At 41.4% G+C, this 15,441-nt stretch carries 16 protein-coding genes and 1 tRNA gene; 7 read left to right on the forward strand and 10 right to left on the reverse strand.

The window, feature by feature from the left end; all coding sequences use genetic code 11:
* Positions 1 to 14: 14 nt before the first annotated feature.
* The 8 genes from IRQ78_RS06775 to rlmE all read right to left on the reverse strand — a co-directional run bounded on the left by IRQ78_RS06775 (position 15) and on the right by rlmE (position 7,430).
* Positions 15 to 959 carry a general glycosylation pathway protein gene (locus IRQ78_RS06775; protein ID WP_194441661.1) on the reverse strand — a complete coding sequence of 315 codons (945 nt, stop codon included), beginning with the start codon at positions 957 to 959 and terminating at the stop codon, positions 15 to 17.
* A gap of 197 nt (positions 960 to 1,156) precedes the next feature.
* Positions 1,157 to 1,241 (reverse strand) — tRNA-Leu (locus tag IRQ78_RS06780).
* A gap of 76 nt (positions 1,242 to 1,317) precedes the next feature.
* Positions 1,318 to 1,665 carry a preprotein translocase subunit SecG gene (secG, locus tag IRQ78_RS06785; RefSeq protein ID WP_054551698.1) on the reverse strand — a complete coding sequence of 116 codons (348 nt, stop codon included), beginning with the start codon at positions 1,663 to 1,665 and terminating at the stop codon, positions 1,318 to 1,320.
* Between the two features lies 1 nt (position 1,666).
* Positions 1,667 to 2,416: a triose-phosphate isomerase gene (tpiA, locus tag IRQ78_RS06790; RefSeq protein WP_054551699.1), complete on the reverse strand. Its 750-nt coding sequence runs from the start codon at positions 2,414 to 2,416 to the stop codon at positions 1,667 to 1,669.
* A gap of 69 nt (positions 2,417 to 2,485) precedes the next feature.
* Positions 2,486 to 3,841, reverse strand: a complete 1,356-nt coding sequence (glmM, locus tag IRQ78_RS06795) for a phosphoglucosamine mutase (RefSeq protein ID WP_054551700.1) — start codon at positions 3,839 to 3,841, stop codon at positions 2,486 to 2,488.
* Positions 3,834 to 4,682 carry a dihydropteroate synthase gene (folP, locus tag IRQ78_RS06800; protein WP_194441662.1) on the reverse strand — a complete coding sequence of 283 codons (849 nt, stop codon included), beginning with the start codon at positions 4,680 to 4,682 and terminating at the stop codon, positions 3,834 to 3,836. The genes glmM and folP overlap by 8 nt, the downstream gene beginning before the upstream one ends.
* A gap of 114 nt (positions 4,683 to 4,796) precedes the next feature.
* Positions 4,797 to 6,734: an ATP-dependent zinc metalloprotease FtsH gene (gene ftsH / locus IRQ78_RS06805; protein WP_054551702.1), complete on the reverse strand. Its 1,938-nt coding sequence runs from the start codon at positions 6,732 to 6,734 to the stop codon at positions 4,797 to 4,799.
* A 66-nt stretch (positions 6,735 to 6,800) separates the two neighbouring features.
* Complete coding sequence (rlmE, locus tag IRQ78_RS06810) at positions 6,801 to 7,430, reverse strand: 23S rRNA (uridine(2552)-2'-O)-methyltransferase RlmE (RefSeq protein ID WP_054551703.1); 630 nt, start codon at positions 7,428 to 7,430, stop codon at positions 6,801 to 6,803.
* An 89-nt stretch (positions 7,431 to 7,519) separates the two neighbouring features.
* Here rlmE and yhbY point away from each other — a divergent pair, with 89 nt between their 5' ends.
* On the forward strand, positions 7,520 to 7,816 hold the full coding sequence (gene yhbY / locus IRQ78_RS06815) for a ribosome assembly RNA-binding protein YhbY (RefSeq protein ID WP_054551950.1): 297 nt from the start codon (positions 7,520 to 7,522) through the stop codon (positions 7,814 to 7,816).
* Positions 7,817 to 7,922: 106 nt separating this feature from the next.
* Here yhbY and IRQ78_RS06820 read toward each other — a convergent pair whose 3' ends face one another.
* Positions 7,923 to 9,071, reverse strand: a complete 1,149-nt coding sequence (locus tag IRQ78_RS06820) for a serine hydrolase domain-containing protein (protein WP_194441663.1) — start codon at positions 9,069 to 9,071, stop codon at positions 7,923 to 7,925.
* Between the two features lie 115 nt (positions 9,072 to 9,186).
* On the opposite strand from IRQ78_RS06820, the gene IRQ78_RS06825 reads away from it, so the two are divergent.
* The 6 genes from IRQ78_RS06825 to IRQ78_RS06850 all read left to right on the forward strand — a co-directional run bounded on the left by IRQ78_RS06825 (position 9,187) and on the right by IRQ78_RS06850 (position 14,959).
* Entirely contained in the window at positions 9,187 to 9,993 is an 807-nt protein-coding gene (locus IRQ78_RS06825; protein ID WP_166338987.1) for a hypothetical protein, read from the forward strand.
* A 163-nt stretch (positions 9,994 to 10,156) separates the two neighbouring features.
* Positions 10,157 to 10,996: a MipA/OmpV family protein gene (locus tag IRQ78_RS06830; RefSeq protein ID WP_194441664.1), complete on the forward strand. Its 840-nt coding sequence runs from the start codon at positions 10,157 to 10,159 to the stop codon at positions 10,994 to 10,996.
* On the forward strand, positions 10,986 to 11,375 hold the full coding sequence (locus IRQ78_RS06835) for a DUF3019 domain-containing protein (RefSeq protein ID WP_194441665.1): 390 nt from the start codon (positions 10,986 to 10,988) through the stop codon (positions 11,373 to 11,375). Before IRQ78_RS06830 ends, IRQ78_RS06835 begins: the two co-directional genes overlap by 11 nt.
* A 13-nt stretch (positions 11,376 to 11,388) precedes the next feature.
* Entirely contained in the window at positions 11,389 to 12,096 is a 708-nt protein-coding gene (locus IRQ78_RS06840; protein ID WP_054551708.1) for a response regulator transcription factor, read from the forward strand.
* 12 nt (positions 12,097 to 12,108) lie between these two features.
* Positions 12,109 to 13,419, forward strand: a complete 1,311-nt coding sequence (locus IRQ78_RS06845) for a sensor histidine kinase (protein WP_194441666.1) — start codon at positions 12,109 to 12,111, stop codon at positions 13,417 to 13,419.
* A 187-nt stretch (positions 13,420 to 13,606) separates the two neighbouring features.
* Positions 13,607 to 14,959: a sodium-dependent transporter gene (locus IRQ78_RS06850; protein WP_194441667.1), complete on the forward strand. Its 1,353-nt coding sequence runs from the start codon at positions 13,607 to 13,609 to the stop codon at positions 14,957 to 14,959.
* Between the two features lie 31 nt (positions 14,960 to 14,990).
* Here the strand turns inward: IRQ78_RS06850 and IRQ78_RS06855 are convergent, their stop codons facing one another.
* Positions 14,991 to 15,431 (reverse strand): GNAT family N-acetyltransferase, encoded by a 441-nt coding sequence (locus tag IRQ78_RS06855; RefSeq protein WP_054551951.1) that lies wholly within the window; start codon positions 15,429 to 15,431, stop codon positions 14,991 to 14,993.
* Positions 15,432 to 15,441: the final 10 nt, after the last annotated feature.

A 15,441-nucleotide genomic window follows, 5' to 3' on the forward strand; every position in this document is an offset into this window, starting at 1 on the left:
AAGCGCCCTATTCATTAGTGTTTTACTTTTAAGCGTTGCACCTGGGTCAGCACATCTTCAGCTTTGGCGCCTAGGTAAACGTAAATTGCCAGTGCAATCAACAGACCTACCACAGCAAACATCATCAATACAGCAGGTATAACATACTCAGTTTGCCCGAGTGCTGCTTTAAACATGGTTAGTAAGGCTTCTATCGATACTGCAATCAAAATTGTTGAGATAAAGCGTGTGATCGTACGTCTTGTTGAGCTGTGGCGAAAAATATCCTTATGCATGAGGATTTCTTCTTCTAGAATTGTTTTACCTAAATCAAAAATAACCAACGCTAAAGTAACAAAGATAATAATAGTAAATGGTTTAAGCGGGTCTGACTGGGTGTCTTCGCTAATCACTAAGTCCACCATTCCAGCAAACACTTTATATAACAGATAGAACACCAAGCAAAACAAACAAGTGACAATCAAGCCATAACCTACCTTAAAGTAAGGTGTCATTCTGGCTCGTTTGGTGTCTCCCATAATAAATTCAATCAGTTCTGTTAAACACACATCGATAACCAAAAACTGCTGTTTATCGTTGCCTGAAGGGATTGTTTTGATCACTGAGATACAAAGATGCTTAGTCGCAGTCGAAATATACGGCGAAGTAAAATGCGGCACAAGTGTTGACGAAGCGAGTAAAAAATAAGGCCGAGCACTTAAGTCCTGTCCTGCTCCAATATGACCCAGTTTCTTGCTGTATTGACGCTTAAAGCAGACATTATCACCTTGCTGAATGCCTTGTTCATTCAAGCAATATTGCAATTCTAGAAATGGATATTGATTGACGAGCTGTTGATAGGCATGCTTGTTAGTCAACGATGCCTGAACGCTGGCAAGTATAGAAAGAAGCAGTTCATGAATAAGCTGTTGTTGCTCTTCATATCGTTCTATAGCACTTAAATAACTCATTCTGGCCATCTTGCTTCCTCAAAGTAGTGATATCAACTCTAGTTAAGCAAGGAAGACTCCAATTTTTATTTCAATTAATAATCAATTAGTTAATTTCGTGCACGGGAATGACATTAGAATAAAAGCACTATAAAGGTGCGCATTTTATTTTATGAAGCACTAAAACGAAAAAAGCTGTAACTCAGTGAGTTACAGCTTTTTAATTTTGGTGCGGATGGGGGGACTTGAACCCCCACGGCCGAAGCCACCACCCCCTCAAGATGGCGTGTCTACCAATTCCACCACATCCGCATACAATTCTGTATGTTGTTAAGCTTTAAGTTTACTTGAGGAATGAAAACTGCTTAACGCTAATTAGCAAAGCTAATTAGTTAGGTACGTCAGACGTTTTATCTTCTGTCGCAGGCACATCAGATTGTGCTGGCGTTACAGTTTCAACAGCTGGCGCAGCTTCTAGGTTTTCCCACTCATCAGTCTTTTTGATTTGACCTGCAGTAAGGTTACCTAGAACAATACTTAGTACGAAGAAGATCGTCGCTAAGATTGTTGTTGTTTTAGTCATGAAGTTACCAGCACCTGATGAGCCAAACACGGTACCAGAAGCGCCAGCACCAAATGATGAACCCATATCTGCGCCTTTACCTTGTTGGATTAAAACCATACCAACTAATGCTAAAGCAACAATTAAATAAACTACTAATAAAATTTCGTACATCTTATACGGTCCCTTTTGCACTTTCACAGATAGCAGTAAATGAATCTGCTTTAAGACTCGCGCCTCCAATAAGGCCGCCGTCTATATCTGGTTGTGCAAATAATAATTCGCTATTTTTTTCATTTACGCTACCACCATATAAGATGGTTAACTGCTGTGCTACATCGCTATCCGAAGAAGCAATCTTCTCACGGATAAATTTGTGCACAGCTTGCGCTTGCTCAGGAGAGGCAGTCTTACCTGTGCCAATGGCCCAAACGGGCTCGTATGCTACCACAGAATTCTTCAGTGCTGCTACACCTAATTTGCTAATTACAGCATCAATTTGAGCTGCAACCACTAATTCAGTTTCGTTTGCTTCACGTTGCTGCTCGCTTTCACCCACACATAGGATAGGAGTTAAGCCAACTTGCTGCGCTCGCGCAAACTTATCTGCAACAACGTCATCTGACTCACCGTAAATGCTACGACGCTCAGAATGGCCAACTAACGTATAAGCTGCGCCTAGGTCTTTGACTAGCTGAGCATCTACTTCACCCGTAAATGCGCCTGCTTGATTTTCAGAGACTGTTTGCGAACCAAACGTGACGTTTTGTTGCTGCAAAGAACTCAACAATGGGAATGGTGGAAACACCACTATATCCAGTTCATCCGTTTGAACATTTTTAATAGCAGTTGATAACTGTTCAACAAGCTCTAAAGAGCCGTTCATTTTCCAATTACCTGCGACCATCGGCTTACGTGTTGCCATTATTCCACTCCACATTTGAAAGCGGGCAAGATACTAACTCGACTTGCCCGAAGTTACAAGAGGTTATTGTTATGCCTCGGTTTGTTTGCTCACAGTTTCGACAACTTCAGCTATTTTGCGAGCACTATCAAGTACAACTTTTTCTTGCTCAGCTTCAACCATTACTCGAACAACAGGCTCTGTACCTGATTTTCGAAGTAATACTCGGCCTGTATCACCTAATTGCTCTTCAACATGCGCTACCATCTCAACTACAGCTTGATCTTGCGTTGGATCGGTACCTTGTGGGTAACGAACATTGATCATTTTCATTGGGTACTTTGTAAAACCTGCCCCTAAGTCTTGCAACGTTTTATTCTGTGCAACCATTGCCGCTAACACTTGCAAGCTTGAGATAATGCCGTCACCCGTGCTGATTAAATCAAGATTTAATACATGGCCTGAGCTCTCACCACCGATTTTCCAGCCATTTTCTTGCAGTAGTTCCATCACGTAGCGGTCGCCTACTTTACTACGAGCAAAGCCAATACCGCGCGCTTTTAATGCATTTTCAAGGCCCATGTTAGACATAACAGTGCCAACAACACCCCCACCTAAAATATCGTCATTAGCGGCTTGGCAAGCAATGATATAAACAATGTCATCACCATCAAATACACGACCATTGTGGTCAACCATCATTACTCGGTCACCATCACCATCGTAGGCAATACCAACATCAGCATTGTGTTCTAATACTTTGCGTTTAAGCGTTTCAACATGGGTTGCACCACACTCTAGGTTGATATTTACCCCGTTTGGCTCACAAGCATGACAGATAACGTCAGCACCTAACTCACGCATTACTGACGGTGCAATGTGGTATGTAGCACCATTTGCGCAATCGAGTACAATTTTTAAACCTTCAAGCGATAAGCCTTGTGGGAATTGGCTTTTACAAAATTCAATGTAACGACCATCAGCCGTTTCTAAACGACGCGCTTTACCAAGTTTGTCAGAGGCAACGCAGGTCATTGGCTCATCCATCATGGCTTCAATTTCAAGCTCAACATCATCTGGTAATTTTAAGCCTCTGCTTGAAAAGAATTTAATTCCGTTATCATGGTAGGGGTTATGAGATGCACTAATTACAATACCCGCTTCAGCACGGAACGTTTGCGTAAGATATGCAACCGCCGGCGTTGGCATTGGGCCTAACAAAACAACATCGATACCAGCGGCGATTAAGCCAGCTTCAAGTGATGTTTCAAGCATATAGCCAGAAATACGGGTGTCTTTACCAATAATGACTTTTTTGGTACCAATTTTTGATAAAACGCGACCTGCAGCCCAACCAAGCTTAAGCGCAAACTCTGGAGTGATTGGGAATTCACCCACCATGCCACGTACACCGTCCGTGCCAAAATATTTTCTTGTTTTACTCATTTGTAATTCCTTTAGTACATGCTTGCCAAACGCTAAGCACATCAACTGTTTCTTGTACGTCATGAACGCGAATGATTTTTGCACCGTTTTGTGCTGCTATCAGCGCGCCTGCAAGGCTTCCCGCTAAGCGTTCATTGGTATCTCTATTTAATAAGTTACCGATCATTGATTTACGAGATAATCCCGCAAGAACCGGTAATTTGAATTGGTTAAATACATCAAACTTATTTAAGATTTGGTAATTATGAGCCAGTGTTTTACCAAAGCCAAAACCTGGATCTAAAATAATACGTTCAGACTGAATGCCCGCTTGCTCACACACGGCTAAACGCTCTGCAAAGAATTCGTTAATATCAGCAAATAAATCATCATAATGTGGGTTACTTTGCATCGTACGAGGCTGACCTTGCATATGCATTAAACAAATTGCCACCTCAGGGTATTGTGCTAATACCTCTATTGCCCCTGGCTCTTGCAAAGATCTGACATCATTAATGATATCAGCCCCTGCAATTATCGCTTGGCGCATTACCTCACTTTTGCTGGTATCAATAGAAATAATACAGTCGCTGGATGCTCTTAGCGCTTTAACTAAAGGGATAACGCGTTCAAGCTCATCCTCAAGAGATACATCAGGTGCCCCAGGGCGGGTTGACTCACCACCTATATCAATTATTTTTGCGCCTTGATTTAATAACGTTTTAGCTTGTTTGACAGCGCTGTCGAGTTGACAATAACTACCACCATCAGAGAATGAATCAGGAGTGACATTTAAAATCCCCATAACAACAGGGGAATCGAGGCGTAAAATGCGACCTCGCGGTAATTTAAGAGCGGTCATTTTTACTTAAACTTCCATGCGTTTGCTTCACTGGACTCCACTGGAATAGTGAGCCAATTTTATGCTACAAAAAAGCCCCGGCATCCGGGGCTTTTGCTTTTTATATTCTAGCGATTATTCAGCTTTGTCATCAAGGCTTGTTTCATCCTTTTTTACTGAATCATCAGATTTAGTTTCATTAACTACAGGCTCAGCTTTCGCACTCGGCTTTTTATCGTCTGAACGGCGGTCATGAACATCACGTGGCTCACGTACAGGCTGACGTGCCATTAAGTCATCAATTTGACCCGCATCGATCGTCTCATACTTCATGAGTGCATCTTTCATCGCATGTAAGATATCAATGTTATCTTTAAGGATTTGCTCTGCACGTTGATAGTTACGGTCTGAGAATAAACGAACTTCGCTGTCGATAACTTTTGCTGTTTCATCAGACATGCTCATAGCACGGCTACCGCCGCCACCCATGTACATTTCGTTTTGATCTTCAGCGTAAAGTAACGGACCAAGTTTTTCACTGAGACCCCACTGGGTAACCATTTTACGAGCAATATCAGTTGCACGTTCAATATCGTTACTTGCACCGGTTGTCACTTTATCTTCACCGTAGATAAGTGCTTCAGCGATACGACCACCGTAAAGACTCGAGATCATTGACTCTAATAGCTCTTTTGAATGGCTTACACGATCTTGCTCTGGCAGGTACATAGTGACACCTAAAGCACGACCACGAGGAATGATAGACACTTTATAAACTGGATCATGTTCAGGCACCATGCGACCAACAATCGCGTGACCTGCTTCATGGTAAGCAGTCATTTCTTTTTCCTGCTCACTCATCACCATGGTCTTGCGCTCTGCACCCATCATGATTTTATCTTTTGCAGCGTCAAACTCTGCCATGCTTACAACGCGTTTGTTACCACGAGCTGCATATAACGCGGCTTCGTTAACTAAGTTTGCAAGGTCAGCACCAGAGAAACCAGGTGTACCACGTGCAATTACCGCAGCTTCAACGTTGTCACCTAATGGCACTTTACGCATGTGAACTTTAAGGATTTGTTCACGGCCTCGAATATCAGGAAGACCAACAACAACTTGACGGTCAAAACGGCCAGGACGTAATAACGCAGGGTCTAATACATCAGGGCGGTTCGTTGCAGCGATAACGATAATACCTTCATTACCTTCAAAGCCGTCCATTTCTACAAGCATCTGGTTTAGCGTTTGCTCACGCTCATCGTGACCACCACCCATGCCAGCGCCACGTTTACGGCCTACTGCATCGATTTCATCAATAAAGATGATACAAGGTGCTGCTTTTTTAGCTTGCTCGAACATGTCACGTACACGTGATGCACCAACACCAACAAACATTTCTACGAAATCAGAACCTGAAATTGTGAAAAACGGCACTTTAGCTTCACCAGCTACTGCTTTAGCTAGTAACGTTTTACCTGTACCAGGAGGACCAACCATCAACACACCTTTCGGGATGCTACCACCTAGCTTTTGGAATTTTGATGGGTCACGTAAAAAGTCTACAAGTTCAGTGACATCTTCTTTCGCTTCGTCACAACCAGCAACATCAGCAAACGTTGTTTTAACTTGGTCTTCACTCATCAGGCGCGCTTTACTCTTACCGAAAGACATCGCGCCTTTACCGCCACCGCCTTGCATTTGACGCATGAAGAAAATCCACACACCAATAAGCAGTAACATCGGGAACCAAGAGATTAAAATGCTGGCGAGGAATGACTGCTCTTCTGGCTTAACGCCTTTGACATTAACGTTGCTTTTTAAAAGATCATTCAAGATGTCTTTATCATACATAGGCATGATGGTTTGAAAGCGCTCACCATTTGTTTTAGTACCAGTAATCGTACCTGTGGTGCTTTCAATTGAGACTTCTTGGATAGCGCCACTGCGAGCGTCGCTAACAAATTGAGTGTAACTTGTTTGGCGATCTGCCTGATCACCACCATTAAAGCTCTGGAACACTGACATTAGCACTACTGCAATGACCAGCCAGAGTATTAGATTTTTCGCCATATCGCTCAAGGAGTTAACCTCTTGTATCCAATTAATTTAAATTCAACTTAACGCAGCACAACTGTACTACAGTTTGTAACCTGTCGCCACTATATATACTTCCCGAGAGCGGGCACGTGACGCATCGGGCTTTCTAATTTTCACTGCTTTAAAGCTATTACGTACTTCTTGTAAGTATTGATCAAATCCTTCACCTTGGAAGACTTTGACACAAAACGCACCATTTTTCTTTAAAACTTGGTGGCACATATCTAATGCTAATTCGACTAAATACATACTACCCGCTTGGTCCACTGATGTATTACCACTCATATTGGGTGCCATATCAGAAAAAACTACATCAACATTTTTTCCGTCAATACGTGTTAATAGTGCATCAAGTACCGCTTCTTCACGAAAGTCACCTTGCAAGAAATCAACACCTGCTAAGGAATCCATAGGCAAGATATCACAAGCAATAACCTGACCTTTATCACCAACCTTTTCAGCTAAATACTGTGACCAACTTCCTGGCGCAGCACCTAAATCAACCACCGTCATCGATGGTTTGATTAATTTATCTTTGTTTTGAATTTCGTCTAATTTGAATACCGCACGAGAGCGCCAACCTTTCTTTTGCGCTTCGTGAACATAAGGATCGTCGAAATGTTCCTTCAGCCAACGCTTAGAACTGGCTGAATGTTTTTTATTTGCCATAAAATTAATACGTAACTAATTAGTAATATTCTCTAGATGGCGTTAGAATACCCTTAATTCAAGCCATATTCAGCAAAATTTGTAACATGATGAAATTATCGAACAAACAAAAGCAGTTTTTAAAAGGCCAAGCGCACAGTTTAAAACCTGTTGTATTACTTGGTGCAAACGGATTAACCGAAGGCGTTTTAGTTGAAATCGAAAGCGCTCTAGAAATTCATGAGTTAATCAAAGTTAAAGTTCCTACAGATGAACGTGAAACTAAAACATTGATTTTTGATGCAATTGTTCGCGAGACAGGCGCAACAAAACTACAAACAATTGGTCATACAATTGTACTGTATCGTCAAAGCGAAGAGAAAAAGATTCAATTACCGCGCGGTTAATCCTGCCTTGTGGAGTTTCGAATCAGAAAAAGCCAGCAAATTTGCTGGCTTTTTTGTAGGCAAAAATAATTTTCCATTAATTTGTAACTAAACTTTTTTACCTAAGCTATTTTTGCTCTCGCGTGAATTTAAGAACCCGATTGATAAACTCGGTAGTAAGCTCGTTAATTAACCCAGTTTCGGCATTAAGAACTAAGCTAAACCCGATGTTTAGATGCGGAAATACAACAATATCGCTGCGATAACCTTGTACCCAACCGCTATGGTAGTAAAGCACTTCATCATCATAATCATAAACACGCCAACCTAATCCATAATAAGCATCTTTTACATGTTCACGCCAAACCCTACGACGAGTTTCTTTTTTAGTATGTGTGTAAGGGCGGGTTTGTTTGATCAATGCCTCGAGTGGTAATACGTCAGGGTATTGCCCTAACTGTGCATTCAACCAAATCGCCATGTCATTTGCGCTGGCGTTCACTCCTGCAGCCGCAGGCACTTTATAATAGTTTTTCTTCAAGCGTGATGTATACCATCGTTTTCTGCCGCGCACATGAGGGTGAGCATAATTATCATCTTTCACCATCCCCTCAAAACCAACACTCGCATCCGCCATTTTTAATGGTGCAAAAATATACTCCGAAATCCAGTGTGAGTAATCCATCTGTGTTGATTGATAAATCACAGAATCAATCAAGCTAAACATCACATTTTGATAACCGTAACATTCACTTGGTTTGCAGATAGGCTCAACAGTCAATAGCCGCTCGACAATATCTGGGTAGCTCATACGCGACTCAATTAGGTTATCGTATGCGTTAGGTACCAAGCCACTAGAGTGACTCAATATGTGATAAATTTTTAAGTCATCTTTATAAGCAGTATTAACAAAAGCAGGAATAAACTTACTGATAGGGTCATCAATATTAAACTCCCCTTGTGCTGCCAGTTTTGCGGTTAATGAACCCGCAAAGGTTTTTGAGACGGATGCCAATCGAAAGCGGGTATGTTTATCGACTCTGCGGCCTTTTTCTATTTTTGTTCGACCAATACCGTTAATAAAATCATCATGACCAATATTTACAATTGCCAATGAGCCACCTGGGATCCCTTTACTTTTTAGTTTTCGGGTGAGGTGTTTATTATAATCAGCAACGAATGTTTGCCATTGCTTATCACTCGAAGCAGCTTCACCACTAACAAAAAGCAGTGTTAAAGAAAAAAGAAAGGAAATTAAAAATAAGCTGTACTTCATTATTTATTTTTTTAAGTCTGTTTAGGAAGTTTCTTATAACATAATATCATGAACTTTTGCCTCGACTAACGTACAATACGCTTAATCTTAATTATTTATGGGTAGATTATTTTTTATGCGCTTATTCGTGCTTTTATTTTTTGTTTTAATTTCAGTCGGTTGCGCCCTTAAACCAGAGCCAGCGCCGTTACTTACAATGCCAAAAAAACCGAGCTTACAGAGCCAGCGTTTTCAAGTTGAGTATCAAACAGAGCATGCATCACCTAAAGTAAAATCGGTACAGCTACCAGCTCATACAGTAAGTAAAAATCAAACCGTCATGATAGTTGCCGACAAAACCAGTGTCACAGATACACTGTACTCTCAACTAACTGAGGCACTTACAGCTAAGCAGTTAAAAGTCGTAGCCGAAGGCGCACAAGCAGATTATACCCTATCTATCCATCAGCTTGATCTTGAGCTTATTGAAGAAACAGAATACCAATTGGTGAAACCCAAAAAGCCACTTTCTTTATTCGATGAAGTCGCCAAGCAATACCCTGTTCAACAATGTGCGACTATTTTAGGCCAAGTAAGTATGCGCCTAACTCATAAAAAAACAGGTGACGTTGTCTGGTTTGCAAAATCGTCAATTGATAGCGCAAGCTTTCACCGCGAGCCGCTAATCTACAGCTTTGAGCAACAACAACTAATAAAGAATGAACTTGAAGTAGCCAGTTTTGTGCATGAGCAAAATTCAGAGCAAGCACGTATGGCACGTGTGAATAAAGACGTGACGATACCTGAGTATCAGACCATTACACGCATGGACATGTTAAAAAAAGAACAAGGCCCGTGTACCCGCACTGAAGTTAGTGCTCTTACGCCTATGATGCAATACTATCTTAGCAGTATCTTAATCGATAAAATCAAAGTTCAATAAGTAACTTTCGCTGTTTGTCTGCCCATAGGCAAACAGCGCCCTTCACTATCTCCTCAACATCATTTCATTCGTCTGTTGCTACATTTTTTTACAGATTACAGGAACTCATTAACAATATACTATATGCTATTACCCTTTCTTACAGACAGACAAGGAAGCCACGTTGCGAGCTCAAAGTACCCTATTTTTAATATGTTTAACCTTGCTAAGTACCCCAAGCCTAGCAAGTAATCGCTATTATGCCGACAATACACTAGAGCCTAGCCAAGGCTTTGCATGGGATTGGGGCATAGGCGCTGGGTATTACATTGAAGACTCGTATTTAATAGGCATGGACTCTTACAATGATGGCTTTGAACCAGATATTCACCTTGCCGTTACTTACAACAATTTTTACCTTGATTATGATCAAAGCCAACTTAGTGGTGGTTTGACTCTGGGTTATAGTGTTATCGACAAATTTGAATGGGGCTTAGACGTAGTAGGCACAAATGTTCAATCTGGTTTTGATGATACAGGCTTAACTTTTTACGGGGACGAAGTCATCGCAGAACTCGAAGGTATAAAAAGCCGTAATTATGATTTTGATGTTGGCCTTCGCCTATCACGCCGTTTCGAAAACTCACAAATCTCATTTGAGTATTTACATGATGTTTCTGGTACCCACAACGGCTGGGTGATGAATTCATTTTTTAGTCAGATTATCCCTTGGCGAAATTGGGAGTTCCGCTCTGGTGTTGGCTTAAGTGCTTACTCTAATGATTTTACTGACTATTACTTTGGAATTTCACCATCAGAATCTTTATTAACACGCCCTGTCTATGATCCTGATACCTCGTACAGTTTAATTTTTGAATTCCATGCTGAATACCCTATAAATAGGCATTGGGTGTTTCTAACTGGCTGGCTTTCGACCTGGTTTTCTAAAGACATTCATCAAAGCCCAATTATTTCGCAAGAGTATCAGCATAAAGCCAAGGTAGGCGTGCGTTATGTTTTTTAAGTATTGTGTAACGTTAACAATATTATTTGCAAAACCCGTGTTTGCCCAAGATCAAGCAAATACAGATAATGCGTTAGTTGCATTGCCTGATACATGCGTAGCCTTACGTGAAGGTAGAAATTGCTTTGCCGAGGTGGATATAACCTGGCAACAACATAATACTGGCAATTACTGCTTACGCAACGCTCAAAGTAAGCACATCATGCAATGCTGGTTAATGCAACAAAAAGGGCTATTTAGATACCAGTTTGATTCTGCTGAAAATGTTGGTTTCGAGCTAATAAATAGTAATAACGGTAAAGTTGTCGCAAGCACAGAAATACAATTGCAATGGGTCTATAAAAATCGTCAGAAGAAACGACGTTGGCGATTGTTTTAACTAGGAGTGAATAATGGAACATTATGGGACCATCTTATTAGTTGAAGATGATATATCTCTTGCCAACTGGGTTGCAGAATATTTAATCGAACAAGGCTACCAAACAACACTATGTCAACGCGGTGACCAAGTTGTTGAGCAAGTACGTAAAACAAACCCAGACTTGGTTTTGTTAGATATTATGCTACCAGGACAAGACGGTATTAGTGTGTGCCGTGACTTAAGGCAGTTTTATCAAGCCCCAATTATTATGCTAACCGCTCGTGATGATGAAATGGATGAAGTGATTGGCCTTGAAGTGGGTGCAAGCGATTATATGATGAAGCCCGTTCGTCCCCGTGCATTATTAGCACGTATTAAAGCGGCACTGCGCTCTAAAACTGATACGCAAGAGTCAACAGCCAACTCTGAACTAATAAATGTGGGTAAGTTATCAATTAATACTGAATCACGTACCGTTTACTTGGCAGATGAAGAAGTTCATATTTCAAGTGCTGAATACCTTCTACTCCACTACTTAGCAAGTAATGCAGGCCAAGTTGTATCCCGCGACTCTGTGTTTAAAGCGACGAAAGGTCGAGAGTATGATGGCTTAGACAGAAGTGTGGATGTGCTCATTTCATCGTTACGTAAAAAATTTAATGATGACCCACAACACCCTGAAAAAATTAAAACCATCTGGGGCAAAGGCTATTTACTTGTTGCCACGGCATGGCAATAGCATTGAGCGCCTGTGAAAAAGTTTTATCTTTCGCTACTTGGTAGTGCTTTACTTTCAATCATTGTTTTGGGTTGGCTAATTGATGCTTTCAGTCAGCAAACCCAAGCTCCTCAAGATGTGTTTTCTAGCGAAACACAAATGATTAAAGGGTTTGCAAAACAAATCGCCAAGCTTGACGCTAAACAGCGCGAGCAAGCTATCACGGATATTAATCAAGACTTTGCAGTGCAACTTGAGTATCGCCCGACGCAATCGCTTGCGCTACCTCATTCATTGTTAGCACAAATGACCCAACCTAGCGGTCTGATCCTCGAAGATCAACAAGGCTACTATTTACTTTATAGTGAAGCCGCTTTAGGCACGCACCACTTAAAAATGCGTTTAGATAAAGACTTAACACACGAACAAGGCAACGATGTGTTACTCACCTTGTTGTTCTACGCTGGGTTATGCGTATTTATGGGCTTTATCATTGCGCCACTAGCTAAGCGTTTAACCGTTTTAAACGAAGCAGCAAAACGCTTTGCCAAAGGCGATTTAAAAAGTCGTATTCACTTATCTCATTTTACCTATATCAAAGATGTTGAGCTAACATTCAACCGTATGGCTAGCCAAATCGAAAAACTGCTTGATGAGAATAAGTTGATGGCATCGAGTTTATCTCACGATATTCGCACACCTATCGCCTGCTTGCGGTTTGGTCTTGAAGCAGCGCAAGATTGTAGTAGTGAAGAAAAGCGCCTTGAGTATCTTGCTCGCATGGAAAACGACTTAGATCAAATGGAGTCAATGCTAAAAAGTTATCTGGCATTTGCTACCCTTGAGCAAAAAGCGAATCAATTGACCTTCAATCATTCTGATTTAGAAACCTACATCCTTACACTCATTCATCAAATTGAACCTAAAGTAGAACAACATGGCTTACGCATTAATCACCGCGTTGAAGGGGGTGAGATCTTTGCAGATTTACACTGGTTAGCTCGGGCCATTGTTAATCTATTAAGTAATGCTTGCGACTTTGCTGAATCTGAAATTTTACTCAATGCAACCAGTACCAGTGAACTCGTTACCATAAAGATTGAAGATGACGGCCCGGGTGTTAGCGAGCAAAACTGGCAAAAAGTTTTTAGTCCATTTTTCCAAGAACAGACACACCGCAACCGAGATGGAGAAAGCTATGGGCTTGGCCTTGCTATCGCTGCGAAAGTGGTTGATTGGCATCATGGCACGGTCGAAATATCAAAAAGTAAGCAGCTAGGTGGCGCGTGTTTTACTTTATGTATACCCAAACCACCTCAAGGTGCGAGTTTCAGTTGGAATTAAAAGCGATTTAGGCAAGGCATTGATTGCAAGTAATAGGGGTTCTATTGTTAGAATCAATTGCACGAAATCTAAGCTGACAACTCGCACATATCGAAGAACAACGAAAATGCGGATGATTAACCCTTTTTATTTAGCGTTAATTCAAGTAGATTGTCAGCGCCGTCACAAATAGAGAAGTAACAACAATATGAGCGCATCACGTGGGGAGTTCAGCTCCCGCTTTGGATTTATTATGGCTGCAGCAGGCTCTGCTGTTGGCTTAGGAAATATTTGGGGTTTCCCAACACAAACTGCAAGTAATGGCGGTGCCGCATTTTTAGTGGCTTATTTAGTGTTAGCATTTTGTCTTGCTTATCCTGCTTTAATGGCTGAGTTAGTGATTGGTCGTCATGGTCAAGCTAATGCAGTTACTTCACTTCGAAAAGTAACAAATCAAGCATGGCAAAAAAAGTTTGCCTTCATAGTTGGCTTTGGCGGTATTATTTGTGCGGGCCTAATCCTAAGCTTCTATGCGATAGTGGCTGGCTGGATGCTGAGCGCTACACTTGAACCCGCAGCACAATTAGTGGGGCAAGAGCAAGCTAGCACTTGGCTTAGTGAGCAGTCACTATCAAGAAACCTTATATTTTCTGCTACATTTATTATTTTAACCGTTGCGATTATCTCTAAAGGCGTCGAAAACGGCATTGAAAAATGGTCGAAGCGCTTAATGCCTGCCCTGTTAGGTATTTTGTTTATGCTGATCATCTATGTAATGACTCAAGATGGCGCAATGGCAGGCCTAAAAGCGTATTTAGTGCCAGACTTTTCATCGATTTTAAACCCTGAGTTATTAGTGAATGCGTTAGGGCAAGCATTTTTCTCACTATCGCTTGGTACTAGTGTGATGATCATCTACGGCTCATACATCAGCAAAAAAGAGAACTTAGTATCGTTAGGCGCTTATGTGACTTTAATCGATGTGTTCATTGCATTTGTTGCCGGTTTACTTATTATTCCTGCGATGTATGTAGCCCAGGCACAAGGTGTTGAGATTTTCTCTGCAGAAGGTGCACTACTTTCAGAAGATACCTTAGTATTCCAAGTGCTACCGGCGCTTTTCACCAGCATGGGTGATGTGGGTATTTTTGTTGGTTTTGCTTTTTTCGCGTTAATGAGTATTGCAGCATTAACGTCATCAATTTCGATGCTAGAAGCACCTGTTTCTTATGCTGTTGAACGTTTTGCGCTAAAGCGAGTACAAGCGACTTGGATCATTGGCGGTATTATTGCCCTTATCAGTTTTACAATTGTCTTTAACCTAGGCACCTTGTTTGGCTTTGTGATCACCTTAACAACTAAGATTGGTCAACCTATTCTAGGCTTAATGTGTTGTATTTTTGTTGGTTGGATTTGGCATCGCGGGTCGTTACTAAAAGAAATTCAACAAGGGTGCCCAGAAGCTGCTAGTAGTTTCTTTTGGAAAGTATGGCCATGGTATATCAAGTTTATTTGCCCACTCGCCATTGCACTCGTATTCGCGAACTCTTTGTTAAGCTAGTAAGCATTTATGTTTGAAGTGGCCCCATAGGCTACTTCAAACACATATCCTGATGTGGAATACCATCTTCTAGGTAATCATCGCCCACATTTTCAAAACCAAATTGCTGATAAAACCCTGTTAGGTAACACTGAGCACCAATCATAATCGCTTTATCAGGCCAATGCCTCTTACATGTATCAATCGCGGTTTGCACTAGCTTGCTTGCGAGTCCTTCACCACGAAATTGCTCTGCTACCAGCACACGACCAAATGCGCTAAATTGCTCATTCTTTTTATAGCATCGTGCATAGGCTGCCACCTGCAGGCCTTTGAACAAGAACACATGTTGGGTCAGTTCATTGTTATCCACTTCGTCAATTTCTGGGTAAGGGCAAGTTTGCTCTACCACAAATACATCAACCCGCGCCCGTAAAATGGCAAATAACTCATCTTTACTGAGTTCGTTATAACTTTTAATAGAAAACATAATGCTCCTTAAT

This window comes from Pseudoalteromonas simplex (assembly GCF_015278155.1).
In the GTDB taxonomy this organism is placed as follows: Bacteria; Pseudomonadota; Gammaproteobacteria; order Enterobacterales; family Alteromonadaceae; genus Pseudoalteromonas; species Pseudoalteromonas simplex.

What these genes read in the sequence shown, in the direction of transcription:
- IRQ78_RS06775 (WP_194441661.1), bottom strand. Translation starts at nt 959, where the DNA reads ATGGCCAGAATGAGTTATTTAAGTGCTATAGAACGATATGAAGAGCAA.
- secG (WP_054551698.1), bottom strand. Translation starts at nt 1,665, where the DNA reads ATGTACGAAATTTTATTAGTAGTTTATTTAATTGTTGCTTTAGCATTA.
- tpiA (WP_054551699.1), bottom strand. Translation starts at nt 2,416, where the DNA reads ATGGCAACACGTAAGCCGATGGTCGCAGGTAATTGGAAAATGAACGGC.
- glmM (WP_054551700.1), bottom strand. Translation starts at nt 3,841, where the DNA reads ATGAGTAAAACAAGAAAATATTTTGGCACGGACGGTGTACGTGGCATG.
- folP (WP_194441662.1), bottom strand. Translation starts at nt 4,682, where the DNA reads ATGACCGCTCTTAAATTACCGCGAGGTCGCATTTTACGCCTCGATTCC.
- ftsH (WP_054551702.1), bottom strand. Translation starts at nt 6,734, where the DNA reads ATGGCGAAAAATCTAATACTCTGGCTGGTCATTGCAGTAGTGCTAATG.
- rlmE (WP_054551703.1), bottom strand. Translation starts at nt 7,430, where the DNA reads ATGGCAAATAAAAAACATTCAGCCAGTTCTAAGCGTTGGCTGAAGGAA.
- yhbY (WP_054551950.1), top strand. Translation starts at nt 7,520, where the DNA reads ATGAAATTATCGAACAAACAAAAGCAGTTTTTAAAAGGCCAAGCGCAC.
- IRQ78_RS06820 (WP_194441663.1), bottom strand. Translation starts at nt 9,071, where the DNA reads ATGAAGTACAGCTTATTTTTAATTTCCTTTCTTTTTTCTTTAACACTG.
- IRQ78_RS06825 (WP_166338987.1), top strand. Translation starts at nt 9,187, where the DNA reads ATGCGCTTATTCGTGCTTTTATTTTTTGTTTTAATTTCAGTCGGTTGC.
- IRQ78_RS06835 (WP_194441665.1), top strand. Translation starts at nt 10,986, where the DNA reads ATGTTTTTTAAGTATTGTGTAACGTTAACAATATTATTTGCAAAACCC.
- IRQ78_RS06840 (WP_054551708.1), top strand. Translation starts at nt 11,389, where the DNA reads ATGGAACATTATGGGACCATCTTATTAGTTGAAGATGATATATCTCTT.
- IRQ78_RS06850 (WP_194441667.1), top strand. Translation starts at nt 13,607, where the DNA reads ATGAGCGCATCACGTGGGGAGTTCAGCTCCCGCTTTGGATTTATTATG.